Below are 14,445 nucleotides of genomic sequence, written 5' to 3' on the forward strand. Positions count from 1 at the left end.
GCTATACCTTAGTAATCAACTGGATGCCTTCGATGCCTGCCATCATCGCCACGCTGCGCCAAATTTTTTACCGCCCCTGGATGCTGGCTACATTGACAGCACTGGCCTGCGCCGCACTGTTGCTTTCCGCCAGCATCGGTATAACCCTGCAACAGGCGAAACAAAGCGAAAGCGAACAGATGAACGCCCAGGGCGAGCGTTTTCTCGACCGCCTCGAGCAGGTGTTCGGCCAGTTGCGCGAAGGGGTCGACCTGCTGCAGGCGCAGCCCTTGCGCGGTTGCAGCCCGGCGATGCTGGCGGCGTTGCAGCAGGTTGGCCTGAGCTCGCGCTTCATTTATGAAGCCGCTTACGTGGATGGCGATGTCGCCTGCTCCAACCGCGGCGATGAGCGGGCGTTCGTACCGCGGCGGGCACCCGACATCCAAGGCCCGACCTACAGCTACTGGCTGAACACCACGACTGAACCGAACGAGAACCTGGCCGCGCTCATGCTGGGGCGGGGCAAGTTTCTGGTTTCCACCTCCCGCGGGCACCTGACCGACGTGGTAGACCTGCCCCCGGGCGGCAGCCTGGTGGTGGTGTTGGACAACGGCGCCCGGGCCATCCCGGTGCTGGGCCCGCCGCAGGTGTGGCCGCCGCCTTCGGCCTGGTCGACGAGCAACAAGTCGCTGCTGGAGCTCAGCGATCGGCTGATCTACCGAATGCCGACCAAGTCGCCGGATTACCAACTGGTGTTGATTGCCCCACGGGCAAGCTTGCCCCTGAGGATGAACGGCATGCTCTGGTTGCTGTTCCCTGGCAGTGTGCTGGCGGCCTGCTGCATCGGCTGGCTGGTGCTGCAACTGATCCTGCAACGGCGGTCGATGAGCTCGGAGTTGCAGCATGCTTTGCGCCGTGGGGAGCTGCAGGTGCTCTACCAGCCTATCTTCGAGCTCGACAGCCGGCGCTGTGTGGGGGCCGAGGCTCTGGTGCGTTGGCGACGCCCGGATGGCACCCTGACCAGCCCGGACCTGTTCATCCCGCTTGCCGAGAACACCGGGCAGATTCGCCAGATTACCGACTTTGTCCTGCAGCGTGTGCTCGAACAGCTGGGGCAACTGCTGCGCTCGCACCCCAACCTGTACATTTCGGTGAACCTGGCGGCATGCGACGTGATGGTGCCGCGTATTGGCCGGGTAGCTGCGCGCCTGTTGGCCCTGCATCGGGTGGCGGCCAGCCAGATTGCGTTCGAGGTGACCGAGCGCGGCCTGATCGATGTAGTGGTGGCCCGCGACAACCTGCAGGCGTTGCGCGCGGTGGGGCATCAGGTGCTGATCGACGATTTCGGCACTGGTTATTGCAGCCTGGCCTACCTGCAGACCCTGCCCGTGGACTGCCTGAAGATCGACAAGGCATTCATCGATGCCCTGGGGCATGACGCTGCCAGTAGCGGTGTTGCCCCGCATATCATCCGCATGGCCCATGACCTGCACCTGAGGGTGATTGCCGAAGGCATCGAATGTGAAGACCAGGCGGAGCTGCTCAACAGCGAAGGGGTCAATTATGGCCAGGGCTGGCTGTTTGCCCGGCCGCTGAACGCCCGGCAGTTTGCCGAGCTGGTGACCCGCGGGCGACTGCCGCGGCGGGTTGAGCATTGAGTGGCCTGCACTGGCCTCATCGCCGGCAAGCCAGCTCCCACAGGTACTGCACAGGTTTAGGGCTCATGATGTACATGTGGGAGCGGCCTTGTGTCGCGAAAAGGGCGCGCAGCGGCCTCAGGGATTTTTGCAGCACTGCTCAAATTGCTGGGGCCGCTTTGCGGCCCTTTCGCGACACAAGGCCGCTCCCACACACAGAGATTGCAGGTCTGGCCAGATATCAAACCGGCAGCGCCATGTAGAACTGGGTCCCCTGCCCTGGCCGGGAGAACACGCCCATGCGCCCGCCATGCAGTTGCACGATCTCCTTGCACAACGCCAGCCCCAGCCCCGCGCCACCTTTCTTGCGGCCTACCTGCACGAAGGGTTCGAAGATGCGCCCCTGCTGCCCATAGGCAATACCCTCGCCGTTGTCTTCGACGCTGATGATCACCCGTTCCGCATGCCGCCGTGCATGCAGGCGGATACACCCGCCGCGGGCGGTATGGCGGATGGCATTGTGCAGCAGGTTGTCCAGCACCCGGTCAAGCTGGGCGACGTCGGCCTGGATGCGTGGCAGCGGCGGTTCCAGTGCTTTGACCAACTCGATCTGCTTGTGCGCAGCCTGCTCGGCAAAACGCAGTTGCGCGCGCTGCAGTAGCTCGTCGATGGCGCAGGGGGCCAGGTCGAGCTTCTGCAGCCCACTCTGGTAGCGGGAGAAGTTGAGCAGGTCGTTGATCAACTGGGTCAGACGCTGCATTTCCTCGCCGATGGTTTCCAGCAGGTCGTTCTCGCGCGCCCCGGGCGGGAACTTGACCCGCTCGCGCAACAGGCCAAAGGCCATGTGCATGCCGGTTACGGGGGTACGCAGCTCGTGGGAGGCGCGCAGCACGAACTCGCTGCGCACACGCTCGAAGGCCCGTTGCTCGGTCACATCGTGCAGCACCATCACCGCGCCGAGGATCGGCCCTTGCGGGTGGCTGACCGGGGTCAGGCTGTAGGTGAGCAGGCGGGTTTCTTCATCGACCTCCATGTTCAGGTCGTCCGGCGGGCGGTCGAGGCTACCGCCGCGTAGTACCTGGCGCAGCTGTTGCTCCAGCTCCGGGCGCTGCAGGGCCTCGGCCAGGCTGCTGCCCACACGGCTGTCGCTCCAGCCCAGCTGGCGCTGCGCTACCGGGTTCAGGTGCTCCAGGCAGCCCTGGCGGTCGATGATCAGCAGGCCATCGTCGATGCTGTCCAGCACGGCCTGCAGGCGTTGCTGGCCGGCCAGCAGTTCGTCGACGTTGGTGGCCTGGTGCTTGCGCAAGGCATCGGCCATGAGGCCGAAGCGGCGGGTCAGCTGGTTCAGTTCGGTGGCCTGGGTGACTGGCAGGGTGACGTCGAAATTGCCTTTGCCCAGTTGGTCGGCCGCCTTGGCCAGGGCTTCGATCGGCTGGCCGAAGCGCCGGGCGATGTTGTGTGCGGTGACGAAGCCCAGTACCAGCACCACCAGGCCCATCAGGCCGAGTACACCGCTGACCAGCAGGGCGCGGTCACGGGTATGTTCCTCGCTGCGGGTGATGTGTTCCAGAGCCTGCCTGTGGGAATCGATCAGGTCGATGCGGACCTGGTTGAACGCGGCTCCCAGCGGTTGCTCGACACCCATGCTGCGGGCGGGCGCAGGGCTGTCGCGGTAGGCCTGGAGGAAGGCCTGGTAGTTGCTGCTGGCCTTGCTGAAGCCGGTGCGCTCGCCGCCTTGCTCCAGCCCCTGCGTGAGCAGGGCCTGGAAGGTGTCTTGCAGTAGCCGCAGGTTTTCCGGGGCGGTGTCTTCATCGAGGATCAGGGTCAACTGTTCACCAAGGTTCTGGCGCAACTTAAGCCCCACTTCCAGGGCATGGGTGGTATCGCGCACCAGCTTCTGTTGCACCGTGGCCATCTGCAGCACGCTGACCAGGCCCAGCAGCAGGCCGAGCAGGGCCACGGTGACCAGCGCCGAGATGCTGAGGAAAAGCCGCGTGCGCAGCTTCATCGGTGGCCACTTCATAGGTTGTACTGCTTGCGCTTGCGGTACAGGGTGGAGGCATCGATGCCCAAGGTCTTGGCGGCCTGGTCCAGGGTGTCGCTGGCAGCCAGGACGGCACCGATATGGGCGCGCTCGAGTTCATCCAGGCTCAGGGCGGCACCGACGCGCGGGGCATTGCCGGTGGGCTGTTCGCCCATGCCCAGATGGCTGATTTCCACGCGCTCCTGCGGGCAGATGATACTGGCCCGCTCCACCACGTTGCGCAGTTCGCGAATGTTGCCGGGCCAGCGGTAGTTGAGCAGGGCCGTGCGCGCTTCGTCACTGAACCCACGGGCGGGCCGGGAGTATTCCTTGACGAAACGGGCAAGGAAACGGTCGGCCAGGGTCAGGATGTCTTCACTGCGCTCGCGCAGGGGCGGCAGGTGCAGGGTGATGACATTCAGGCGATACAGCAGGTCTTCGCGGAAGCGGCTTTCGCGCACCATCTCTTCGAGGTTGAGGTTGGTGGCGGCCAGAATGCGCACATCGGCGCGGCGGGTGACCGGGTCACCGACGCGTTCGTATTCCTTGTCCTGGATGAAGCGCAGTAGTTTGGGCTGCAAGGTCAGTGGGAAATCGCCGATCTCGTCGAGGAACAGGGTACCGCCGTCGGCCTGGCTGACCCGCCCCAGGGTGCTTTCACTGGCGCCGGTGAAAGCGCCGCGGGTGTGGCCGAACAACTCGCTTTCCATCAGCTCGGCGTTCAGCGACGGGCAGTTGATGGTCACGCAGGCTTTGCGCGCACGCTTGCTCCAGCCATGGATGGCTCGGGCCAGCTCGCCTTTACCGGTGCCGGACTCGCCAAGGATGAGGATATTCGCGTCGGTGGTGGCGACCTGGCGGGCGGTTTCCAGCACGGACATCATCGCCGGGCTGTGCGAGTCGAGGCCGTCCTTGGGTTTGCGTACCTCGCCTTCCAGGGCTTCCAGGCGCGCAGAAAGCTGGCGCACTTCCAGTTGTTTGGCCGTGGCAAGGCGCAACTGGTCGGGGCTACATGGCTTGACCAGGTAATCGGCGGCGCCAGCCTGGATCGCGTCCACCGCCGTGTCGATCGCCGAATGCGCAGTGACGATCACCACCCGCATCCACGGGGCCTGGATACGCATCTGCGCCAGCACGTCGAGCCCGTTGTCCTCGCCCAGGCGCAAATCGAGGAAGCACAGGTCGAACACCTGGCGCTGCAACAGGCTTTCGGCCTGGGCGGCGCTGTTGGCCGTGGCCACGCTGTAGCCCTCGTCCTCCAGGCAGTAACGGAAGGTGCGCAGGATCGCGGACTCGTCATCCACCAGCAGAATGCGGCCTTGGTTGTCCTGGGCTGATTCCATTTCCTACGCTCCTTAGGGATAGATCTTCAATTAGTGTGGGAAAAATCGGGCAAGTTGCATGGTCAATTCTGAAGGATTCTGTCCTTTGCATGCTAGCCAATGGCCAATCGACGGCTGAAGGCCGCGATATGCCGATGATTTCCTTAGAGCCACGCGGTGGCACATTGGTTGCGACGATTTTCAGCTTTTGCCTACAAAAGGAGGCACTGCCATGTCCTTTTTCATCCGTACCGTCGTTTTGGCGGCCGCTTTGCTGCCGCTGTGCACGCCGGCATTCGCCGATCCGGTGCAGGACGCTCGCCTGCAAGGTGCCCTGCAAACAGCCCTGTCGTTGAACCGCATGCTCAACCCGTTCCGTATCGAGGTTGCGGTGGACGGCAAGCAGGCACGGCTTTCCGGTGAGGTCGAGAGCGAAGTCGAGCGCCAGTTGGCCGAGCATGTCGCCCTGGCCACCCGCGGCATCGAGCAGGTGGACAACCAGCTGCAGGTCAACGCCCAACTGGTGGAGCGCCCGCTGGAGCTGCGTGCCTACGCCCAGCGCTTGGAAGACGCCACCCTGGCCGCGGTGATTCGTGCGCGGCTGCTGTGGAGCCGCATCACCGAGAAGGCGCCTATAGAAGTACAAAGCAGCGCAGGCGTGGTGACCCTGCGTGGCAAGGTCGACAGTGTAGAAGCCAAGGAGCTGGCGGGCGTGCTGGCGCGTACCACCGAGGGTGTGCACCTGGTCAACAACCTGGTCAGCCTCGATACCGCCGCCATGGCCAAGGCCCGGGAAACCCCGGTGGGAACACCGGTCGGGCCGCAACCGAGCGACAGCTGGATCATCGACAAGATCCAGAACAGCTACCGGTTCAGCCGCAACCTCGATGGCCTGAACCTGAAAGTGGCCAGTGAAGAGGGCCTGGTGCGGTTGTCGGGCGAGGTGGTCAGCCCTGAGCAGAAAACCATCGCCGTGGAGATTGCCCGGCAGATCATCGGCGTGCGCGGGGTGGATGCCGACATGCTCAAGGTGGCGACCAAGGTCGAGGGCTGATCGTGCAATTCGCACGACGGCCTGGGCGGCATCGTGCAGGATACGTCCTCAGCGGTTTTGCGGAAATATCATAACTTTATGATTTAAAAGGATTTTATTTGAAATTAAAGGCTGGCATGCAGGCTGCAACCACCTGTTCAGGGTTGAACAAAAATTACAGCAGGAGGAGCCGGCATGAACCGCCAATCCGTCAACCGCTCGCAGAACGCCGCACTGCCCTTGCGTCAGCTGCTGTCACTCGGCATGGCGCTGCTGCTGACCTTGGCCGCAGGCCTCTTCTATTACAGCTGGCAGACCGCACGCCTGACCGAGCAAGTGGCGGCGCAGACCGCCCTGTTGACCCAGATTCAGGCAACCCGTGCCAATACCCTGGTCAAGGCCGCTGACCCACTGCCGGGCGGCCAGGCCACTGCTTCACCGGCCACCCTGGAAAATGTCGTGCCCCAGGAGCGCTGGGTCTTCTGACCTCAGGCCGGACCCATTCCGAAAAGAAAGGAGAACCACCATGCTGAGTTGGGCTATCACTTTCCTCATCATCGCCATTGTCGCCGCCGTACTGGGCTTCGGTGGTATCGCGGGCGCTGCCACGGGTATCGCGAAGATCCTGTTCATTGTCTTCCTGGTGCTGTTCGTAGCCTCCTTCTTCTTTGGACGTGGACGAGGTTGAAGATGAGCAGGAAGCTTTGTACAGCCCTGGCTGCCGCCCTGTTACTGGGTGGCAGTGCGGCGGCGATGGCGGCCAATGACGGCCAGGTCCGGGTCGACCAACTGCTTGGCTCGGACCCGGACTACCGGGAAACCTGGCAGGACACGATCAAAGGCGAGGAACGCCTGCCCGATTGGGTGGTCAATCTGACCGGTAGTGCCCAGCAGCAGATGTCTGCCGTTACCGAAGACGGTGACAAATACCTGGTCGGCCCGTTGTGCGAGGCCCAGGACAACTGCACCTACAAGCGCCTGATCGTGGCCTTCAGCTGGGACAAGGACGATGCCTACGGGATGCTCGTGGAGGTACCCGAAGGCTTGCCGAGCGACAAGTCGCCCACCCGTCATGCGCAGTACCGCTGGCTGGGTAAGCCGGACGATGGCATGAAGGCGATGCTGCAGGAGCAGCTCAAGCGTGACCCGAACTGGTACTGAGCCTGCGCTGCCGGTATCGATGAAAGGTCATCCACTGTCACGTAATAGAAGCTGAACCTTTCTATATTTCAGCCTTCTATGATGCGCCGCCCCGAGGAGGGGCAGCACATGACCAAGGGGCCGGGCTGTTCTGATTGTTGCAGGATCGGAGTGGCCTAGGGGTACAGGGAGTGCCTCCAGCGTTGGGCCGGGTCAGGAAAGGCAAAATCGGAAGTATCAGGTCGGCGGTGTCACAGGGATACCGAACCAGACCTGACTTCCGAGGCGCCATGTAGGAAACGTCTCTCACCTTGCGCGATTTCTCCCTCGGGACACATTTTGTCTCGACCGTACATCAATTTTTTTTCGACCCTCGCCGTGCTTGTACAAGTGACATTTCAGCCATTCGGATTGTCGAACAGGCCATCTTCCGCGTCCTTTTTACCCCGTCAAATCTGCCGAAATATGGCGGTTTGGTCTTGTTCGGGATTCCGAACGTTATAAATCAAGCACTTGCAAACCCTCCGTTTTGGCTTGAAACAGTATGCATAAACGGCATGGGTCATGCTGTTCAGGCATTAGCTTTCCCCCTTTGCCATCGCAATAGTTGCCGCCTTTTTCGCCGGCCAGAGCGTCCTGTCGCTCGCCTGCGGTGTCCTTACATGAAGTCGCCGGACGCAAGCTTGTACTGCTCGTGACCTAGCCAACGGCTCTGTTACGCGCTTTTCCGTCGGGTGCCATGACCACTAGAACAAAGGGTAAAGACATGAAGAAGGCAAAACTGAGCCTCGCCTGGCAGATCGTCATCGGTCTGGTCCTGGGTGTTGCAATCGGCGCGCTACTGAATCATTTCAGTGCAGAAAAGGCATGGTGGATCAGCAACGTCCTCCAACCCGCTGGTGACATCTTCATTCGCCTGATCAAGATGATCGTCGTCCCGATCGTGATTTCGTCGCTGATCGTGGGTATCGCCGGGGTTGGCGATGCGAAGAAACTGGGCAGCATTGGCCTGAAGACCATCATCTACTTCGAAGTGGTGACCACCATCGCCATCGTTGTCGGCTTGGTGCTGGCCAACCTGTTCCACCCGGGCGCCGGCATCGACATGAGCACCCTGGGTACCGTGGACATCTCCAAGTACCAGGCCACCGCGGCCGAAGTGCAGCATGAGCACGCGTTCATCGAAACCCTGCTCAACCTGATCCCATCGAACATCTTCGCAGCGCTGATGCGTGGCGAAATGCTGCCGATCATCTTCTTCTCGGTAATGTTCGGCCTGGGCCTGTCGAGCCTGCAGGCAGAGCTGCGTGACCCGCTGGTGCGCACCTTCCAGGCTGTTTCGGAAACCATGTTCAAGGTCACCCACATGATCATGAACTACGCCCCGATCGGCGTATTCGCCCTGATCGCGGTGACCGTGGCCAACTTCGGATTCAGCTCGCTGCTGCCGCTGGCCAAGCTGGTGCTGCTGGTGTACTTCGCCATCGCCTTCTTCGCCTTCATGGTGCTGGGCCTGGTCGCCCGCGTGTTCGGCTTCTCGGTGATCAAGATCATGCGCATCATGAAAGATGAGCTGATCCTGGCCTACTCCACCTCCAGCTCGGAAACCGTGCTGCCGCGTGTGATCGAGAAGATGGAGAAGTACGGTGCGCCGAAGTCGATCTGCTCGTTCGTGGTGCCGACTGGCTACTCCTTCAACCTCGACGGTTCGACCCTGTACCAGAGCATCGCGGCCATCTTCATTGCCCAGCTGTACGGCATCGACCTGTCGTGGAGCCAGCAGTTGCTGCTGGTACTGACCCTGATGGTCACCTCCAAAGGTATCGCCGGCGTGCCGGGCGTGTCCTTCGTGGTTCTGCTGGCCACCTTGGGCAGCGTGGGTATCCCGCTGGAAGGCCTGGCCTTCATCGCCGGTGTCGACCGCATCATGGACATGGCCCGTACCGCGCTGAATGTGGTTGGCAACGCCCTGGCAGCCCTGGTCATCGCCCGTTGGGAAGGCATGTACGACGCCGCCAAGGGCGAGAAGTACTACGCCTCGCTGATGGCCGGCAAGCAGGAAACCGCCATGGTTGGCGAAGCCGTCAAGCGCTGAGCCTGATGTGTGAACAAAAAGCCCCGACCTGTCGGGGCTTTTTGTTGTCTGTGGGATCCTGGGGCCGCTTTGCGGCCCTTCGCGGGCACGCCCGCTCCCACAGGTTTGGCGCTGAGCTTTGGAAATGCGCGGTCCCTGTGGGAGCGGGCGTGCCCGCGAAGGGCTGCAGAGCAGCCCCAGTAAAGTCTGCAGAAACCTTAACTGACTGGCTTAGGGTAAACCCCCACAGAGTCCTGTGCCAGGCGTGCAGTCTCCAGCCATGCATCCCGATACGCTATCATTCGGGCATTTTTCAGGGGGAACACACGGATGCTCAACGGCCTTTGGCTCGGCTTTTTCCTGGTGGCGGCGGTGTCCGCCCTGGCCCAATGGCTGGTAGGTGGTAACGCTGGCATCTTCGCCGCAATGGTCGAGAGCATCTTCGCCATGGCCAAGCTGTCGGTCGAGGTGATGGTGTTGCTGTTCGGCACACTGACCCTGTGGCTGGGCTTTCTCAAGATTGCCGAAAAAGCCGGCATCGTCGAGTGGCTGGCCAAGGTCCTGGGCCCGCTGTTCGCCCGCCTGATGCCGGAAGTACCGCCCGGTCACCCGGCCTTGGGCCTGATCACCATGAACTTCGCCGCCAACGGCCTGGGCCTGGACAACGCCGCCACGCCGATTGGCCTGAAGGCCATGCGCGCGCTGCAGGAGCTGAACCCCAGCAGCATCACGGCGAGCAACGCGCAGATCCTGTTCCTGGTACTCAACGCCTCGTCACTGACCCTGCTGCCGGTGACCATCTTCATGTACCGGGCCCAGCAAGGCGCGACGGACCCGACCATGGTGTTCCTGCCGATCCTGCTGGCCACCAGCGTCTCGACCGTGGTCGGCCTGCTGTCGGTAGCGGTGATGCAGCGTTTGCGTGTGTGGGACCCGGTGGTGCTCGCCTACCTGATCCCCGGCGCCTTGCTGCTGGGTGGCTTCATGGCTTTCCTCGGCACCTTGTCGGCAGCCGCGCTGGCCAGCCTGTCGTCGATCCTGGGCAACCTCACGCTGTTTGGCGTGATCATCCTGTTCCTGGTGATCGGTGCCTTGAGGCGGGTGAAGGTGTATGAAGCTTTTGTCGAAGGTGCCAAGGAAGGCTTCGACGTGGCCAAGAGCCTGTTGCCCTACCTGGTGGCGATGCTGGTGGCGGTCGGTGTGCTGCGTGCTTCCGGCGCCCTGGAGCTGGCCCTGGATGGTATCCGCCATGCGGTGAACTGGATGGGCCTCGACACCCGCTTCGTCGAGGGCCTGCCCACCGCGCTGGTCAAGCCGTTCTCCGGCAGCGCGGCGCGGGCCATGCTGATCGAGACCATGCAGACCCATGGCGTGGACAGCTTCCCGGCGCTGGTGGCGGCGACCATTCAGGGCAGTACCGAAACCACCTTCTACGTGCTGGCGGTGTACTTTGGTGCGGTGGGTATCCAGCGTGTGCGCCATGCAGTGGGTTGCGCACTGCTGGCCGAATTCTCAGGCGTAGTCGCGGCGATCTTCGTCTGCTACTGGTTCTTTGCTTGATGCGGTCGCATTGTGAGAGCGGCCTTGTGTCGCGAAAGGGCCGCGAAGCGGTCCCAGCAATATTTGCATTAATGTTGAGACCCTGGGGCCGCGTTGCGGCCCTTTCGCGACACAAGGCCGCTCCCACAAGAAAAGCGGGCTGGGCTTTAGTGAGCGGTAGGTTTGCCAGCCTGGGCAATGGTCCAGCCCACCACCTGCCCTGTCAGCTGGTCGCAAGCCTGGCCGAAGCCGACAACCACCGCTGACACCTGCTTGTCCGCCAGCGGCTGACGGATCTCGAAGCGTTTACTGGCAAGAATGCGTTGAGTGCGGCCCTGCACCAGCCGCGCGTCATAGCGAATCACCACCTCTACCGTCCCGTCCGTGCGGTACTCACTCTGAAACGCCTGCAGCTCGCCGACCAGCTCGTAGTCGGCCTGCAGGTTGCTGTCGTCGGCGCTCAGGCGCTGCACCTGGCCGTCACGCTGGAAACCGTCGAGCAGGCGGTTGCGCAGCAGCACCGGTACGGCATCGCTCCAGCGCGCACCCTTGTAGCTGCTGACCACGTCGCCGTGGGGAATCACGGCGATCCGTGGCCCGGCCAGCACTTCGCTGGCCAGCGGCTTGTTCAGGCGCAATGACCAGTCCAGCGAAGGCGCGGTGCGGCTGGGCTGGTTTACCGGCAGGCGGTAGAGGTCGACGGGTTCGCTCTGCGGCAGGATCGAGCAGGCACTGGCCAGGCTCAGTGCGGCCGCCAAGGCCAGTAGGCGCAGCGACGGTTTCATGGCTGGAACTCCTTGTTGTTGTCGCGGCCGAGCAGGTAGCCGCTGGGGTCGGCCTCCAGTTGCCGGGAAATGCCTTTGAGTGCGTTGAGGGTTTCGCGCAGCTCGCGAATGGCCGGGCTGAGCTGGTTCAGGCCCTGGGCACCGTCGCCGATAGCTTCGCGGTTGTCTTCGAGCAGGCGGTTGATAGTGGCGGCGCTGGTGGCCAGCGACTGCATGGCCTGCTCGGCGCTGCCGATCGCCTGTTTACCCTCGCTGCCCAGCAGGCCGTTGGCATTGCGCATCAGTGCCTGGGTTTCGGCCAGGGTGGCGCTGGCCTGCTTGCCCACCTGCACCAGTTGCTCGATGGCCTGGGCAATGCTGCCGTGCTGGCCGGCGAAGGCGCCGGTGGTCTTGTCGAGGTTGGCCAGGGTGCTGCTGAGGTGGCCGATGTTGTCTTCGGAGAACATCTGGTTGGCGTTGTGCAGCAGCAGATTGATATTAGTCACCAGGTCGCTGCTGTCGTTGAGCAGGCGCGAGATTGGCGAGGGCGAGGCGACGATCACCGGCAGCTTGCCGTCCTTGCCCTTCAGCTCGGGGCTTTGTGGCGTGCCGCCACTGAGCTGGATGAACGAGTTGCCGGTGACGCCGGCCAGGGTCAGCTTGGCCTGGGTGTCTTCCTTCACCGGGGTGTCAGCGCTCAGGCGTACCCGTGCCAGTACCCGGCGTGGGTCTTTCGGGTCCAGGCGCAGGGTGGACACATCGCCCACCTTGATGCCGTTGTACTGCACCGGGCTGCCGCGGGACAGGCCGGAAACAGCCTCGTTGAACACCACTTCGTAGTCTTTGAAGGCGTCGTCGACACTGGATTTGGTCAGCCACAGGCCGAACAGCATGGCGCCGCTCACCACCAGGACGGTGACCAGGCCGATAAGGACGTGATGGGCTCGGGTTTCCATTGCTCAGCGCTCCTGTCCCGCACGAGTGGCGGCCTGCTCGGCTGCGCGCCCGCGTGGGCCGTGAAAGTATTCTTGAATCCAGGCGTCGTTGGTTTGCTCGACTTCGGCCAGCGGGCCGGCCACCAGGACCTTCTTCTGCGACAGCACGGCGATGCGGTCGGTAATGGTGTACAGGGTGTCGAGGTCGTGGGTGATGAGGAATACCGACAGGCCCAGGGCGTCACGCAGGGTCAGGATCAACTGGTCGAACGCGGCAGCGCCGATCGGGTCCAGGCCGGCGGTAGGTTCGTCGAGGAACAGGATGTCTGGGTCCAGTGCCAGGGCCCGGGCCAGTGCCGCGCGCTTGATCATGCCGCCCGACAACGAGGCCGGGTACTTGTCGGCGGCCGAGATCGGCAGCCCGGCCAGGGCCAGTTTCACGCCGGCCAGGTGCTCGGCATCGGCGCGGGACAGCCCAGCGTGCTCGATCAACGGCAACGCCACGTTCTCGGTGACGGTCAGCGACGAGAACAAAGCGCCCTTCTGGAACAGCACGCCGAAGCGCCGTTCCACCTGTGAGCGCTGTTCTTCGCGCAGGCCGGCCAGGTCCTGGCCGAATACCTTGATCTGCCCTTCGTTGGGCCGGCGCAGGCCGATGATGCTGCGCAACAGCACCGACTTGCCGCTGCCCGACCCGCCGACCACGGCGAGGATCTCGCCGCGGTACAGGTCCAGGTCGAGGTTTTCGTGCACGCTCTGGCGGCCGAAGCGGTTGCAGATACCACGGGCCTCGATCACGGCTTCCTGGTCACTCACCAGCCCATCTCCATGAAGAACAGGGCAGCCACCGCGTCCAGCACGATGACCACGAAAATCGACTGCACCACCGCCGAGGTGGTGTGCGCCCCCACCGATTCGGCGCTGCCGCTGACCTTGAAACCTTCGAGGCAGCCGATGGCCGCGATCAGGAAGGCGAAGAACGGTGCCTTGGCCAGGCCGACGAGGAAATGTTGCACGCCGATGTCGCTCTGCAGCAGCGACAGGAACATGGCGGGCGAGATGCCCAGTGACAGGGCGCAGACCACCGCGCCGCCGACGATGCCGCAGATCATCGCGACAAAGCTCAGCAAGGGCAGTGCGATCAGCAACGCCAGCACCCGCGGCACCACCAGCAGCTCCATGGGGTTCAACCCCAGGGTGCGGATGGCGTCGACCTCCTCGTTGGCTTTCATCGAGCCGATCTGCGCAGTGAACGCGCTGGCCGTGCGACCGGCCATGAGGATGGCGGTCAGCAGCACGCCGAACTCACGCAGGAACGAGAATGCCACCAGGTCGACGGTGAAGATAGTCGCGCCGAAGTCGGCCAGCACCGTGGCGCCGAGGAAGGCCACCACCGCGCCCACCAGGAAGGTCAGCAAGGCGACGATGGGGGCGGCGTCCAGGCCGGTCTGTTCGATGTGGGCCACGACCGGGGTGATGCGCCAGCGGTGCGGCTGCAGGGCGCGGCGCAGCAAGGTCTCGAGGATCAAGCCGACGAAGCCGAGCAACTGCATGGTGTCCTGCCACAGCGTGCCGACGGCGCGGCCGATGCGTTCCAGCAGCAACAGCAGCACGTTGCGCTCGGGTTCCTTGACCGGGATGCAGTAGTCCTGGACCGAGCAATAGACGGTCTTGAGTAGCGCGCGGCTGGCTTCGGGCAGGTCGTGGGTGCAGTGCGACAGGCGCTCGGAACCGAGCAGTTCGGCCAGCAGCGAGGCACCGGCGGTGTCCAGGCGGCCCAGCTGGCTGAGGTCGGCGATGGTGTCGGCGGCGGTTTGCGCGTGCAGGCGCTCGCTGTCGTGCTTGAGGCGGGCGTAGTGCGCCAGGGTCCAGTCACCGGTAATGCGCAGGCAAGGCGGTTGGCTACTGGTGTCCAGGGTGGCGCTGGGGGGGGTCATAGGCTCCATGCAATTGACTCGGCGCTAAGGCTTAGGGGCTGATCATAGCGTAGCGGGCATGG

At 63.3% G+C, this 14,445-nt stretch carries 13 protein-coding genes; 7 read left to right on the forward strand and 6 right to left on the reverse strand.

Annotated elements, in window-relative coordinates; genetic code table 11:
* The first annotated feature begins 32 nt into the window (after positions 1–32).
* A complete protein-coding gene (locus TZ03_RS24575) occupies positions 33–1,637 on the forward strand; it encodes an EAL domain-containing protein (RefSeq protein ID WP_051100988.1) in 1,605 nt (534 codons plus the stop codon).
* Between the two features lie 220 nt (positions 1,638–1,857).
* Here the strand turns inward: TZ03_RS24575 and TZ03_RS24580 are convergent, their stop codons facing one another.
* Together TZ03_RS24580 and algB are read right to left on the reverse strand one after the other, a co-directional pair.
* Entirely contained in the window at positions 1,858–3,639 is a 1,782-nt protein-coding gene (locus TZ03_RS24580) for a KinB sensor domain-containing domain (RefSeq protein ID WP_051100989.1), read from the reverse strand.
* Positions 3,636–4,982 (reverse strand): sigma-54-dependent response regulator transcription factor AlgB, encoded by a 1,347-nt coding sequence (gene algB, locus TZ03_RS24585; RefSeq protein ID WP_051100990.1) that lies wholly within the window; start codon positions 4,980–4,982, stop codon positions 3,636–3,638. The genes TZ03_RS24580 and algB overlap by 4 nt, the downstream gene beginning before the upstream one ends.
* 211 nt (positions 4,983–5,193) lie before the next feature.
* Here algB and TZ03_RS24590 point away from each other — a divergent pair, with 211 nt between their 5' ends.
* The 6 genes from TZ03_RS24590 to TZ03_RS24615 all read left to right on the forward strand — a co-directional run bounded on the left by TZ03_RS24590 (position 5,194) and on the right by TZ03_RS24615 (position 10,768).
* Positions 5,194–6,015, forward strand: a complete 822-nt coding sequence (locus TZ03_RS24590) for a BON domain-containing protein (protein WP_051100991.1) — start codon at positions 5,194–5,196, stop codon at positions 6,013–6,015.
* Positions 6,016–6,189: 174 nt separating this feature from the next.
* Positions 6,190–6,480, forward strand: coding sequence for a hypothetical protein (locus tag TZ03_RS24595; RefSeq protein WP_051100992.1), 291 nt, complete (start codon positions 6,190–6,192; stop codon positions 6,478–6,480).
* Between the two features lie 40 nt (positions 6,481–6,520).
* A complete protein-coding gene (locus tag TZ03_RS29285; RefSeq protein ID WP_003252966.1) occupies positions 6,521–6,682 on the forward strand; it encodes a DUF1328 domain-containing protein in 162 nt (53 codons plus the stop codon).
* A 2-nt stretch (positions 6,683–6,684) separates the two neighbouring features.
* Entirely contained in the window at positions 6,685–7,155 is a 471-nt protein-coding gene (locus tag TZ03_RS24605; RefSeq protein ID WP_051100993.1) for an inhibitor of vertebrate lysozyme family protein, read from the forward strand.
* 745 nt (positions 7,156–7,900) lie between these two features.
* Positions 7,901–9,229, forward strand: a complete 1,329-nt coding sequence (gene gltP / locus TZ03_RS24610) for a glutamate/aspartate:proton symporter GltP (RefSeq protein ID WP_051100994.1) — start codon at positions 7,901–7,903, stop codon at positions 9,227–9,229.
* 309 nt (positions 9,230–9,538) lie between these two features.
* Complete coding sequence (locus tag TZ03_RS24615) at positions 9,539–10,768, forward strand: nucleoside recognition domain-containing protein (RefSeq protein WP_051100995.1); 1,230 nt, start codon at positions 9,539–9,541, stop codon at positions 10,766–10,768.
* Positions 10,769–10,914: 146 nt separating this feature from the next.
* On the opposite strand, the gene TZ03_RS24620 is transcribed toward TZ03_RS24615, so the two are convergent.
* The 4 genes from TZ03_RS24620 to TZ03_RS24635 are packed head-to-tail and all read right to left on the reverse strand — an operon-like array spanning position 10,915 to position 14,392.
* Positions 10,915–11,532 (reverse strand): ABC-type transport auxiliary lipoprotein family protein, encoded by a 618-nt coding sequence (locus TZ03_RS24620; RefSeq protein ID WP_051100996.1) that lies wholly within the window; start codon positions 11,530–11,532, stop codon positions 10,915–10,917.
* Complete coding sequence (locus tag TZ03_RS24625; RefSeq protein WP_051100997.1) at positions 11,529–12,467, reverse strand: MlaD family protein; 939 nt, start codon at positions 12,465–12,467, stop codon at positions 11,529–11,531. The genes TZ03_RS24620 and TZ03_RS24625 overlap by 4 nt, the downstream gene beginning before the upstream one ends.
* Before the next feature lie 3 nt (positions 12,468–12,470).
* Positions 12,471–13,262, reverse strand: coding sequence for an ABC transporter ATP-binding protein (locus tag TZ03_RS24630; RefSeq protein ID WP_051100998.1), 792 nt, complete (start codon positions 13,260–13,262; stop codon positions 12,471–12,473).
* Entirely contained in the window at positions 13,259–14,392 is a 1,134-nt protein-coding gene (locus TZ03_RS24635; RefSeq protein WP_082056718.1) for an ABC transporter permease, read from the reverse strand. Before TZ03_RS24635 ends, TZ03_RS24630 begins: the two co-directional genes overlap by 4 nt.
* Between the last annotated feature and the right edge of the window lie 53 nt (positions 14,393–14,445).

Origin of the sequence: Pseudomonas sp. 10-1B, from assembly GCF_000935045.1 — a bacterium.
In the GTDB taxonomy this organism is placed as follows: Bacteria; Pseudomonadota; Gammaproteobacteria; order Pseudomonadales; family Pseudomonadaceae; genus Aquipseudomonas.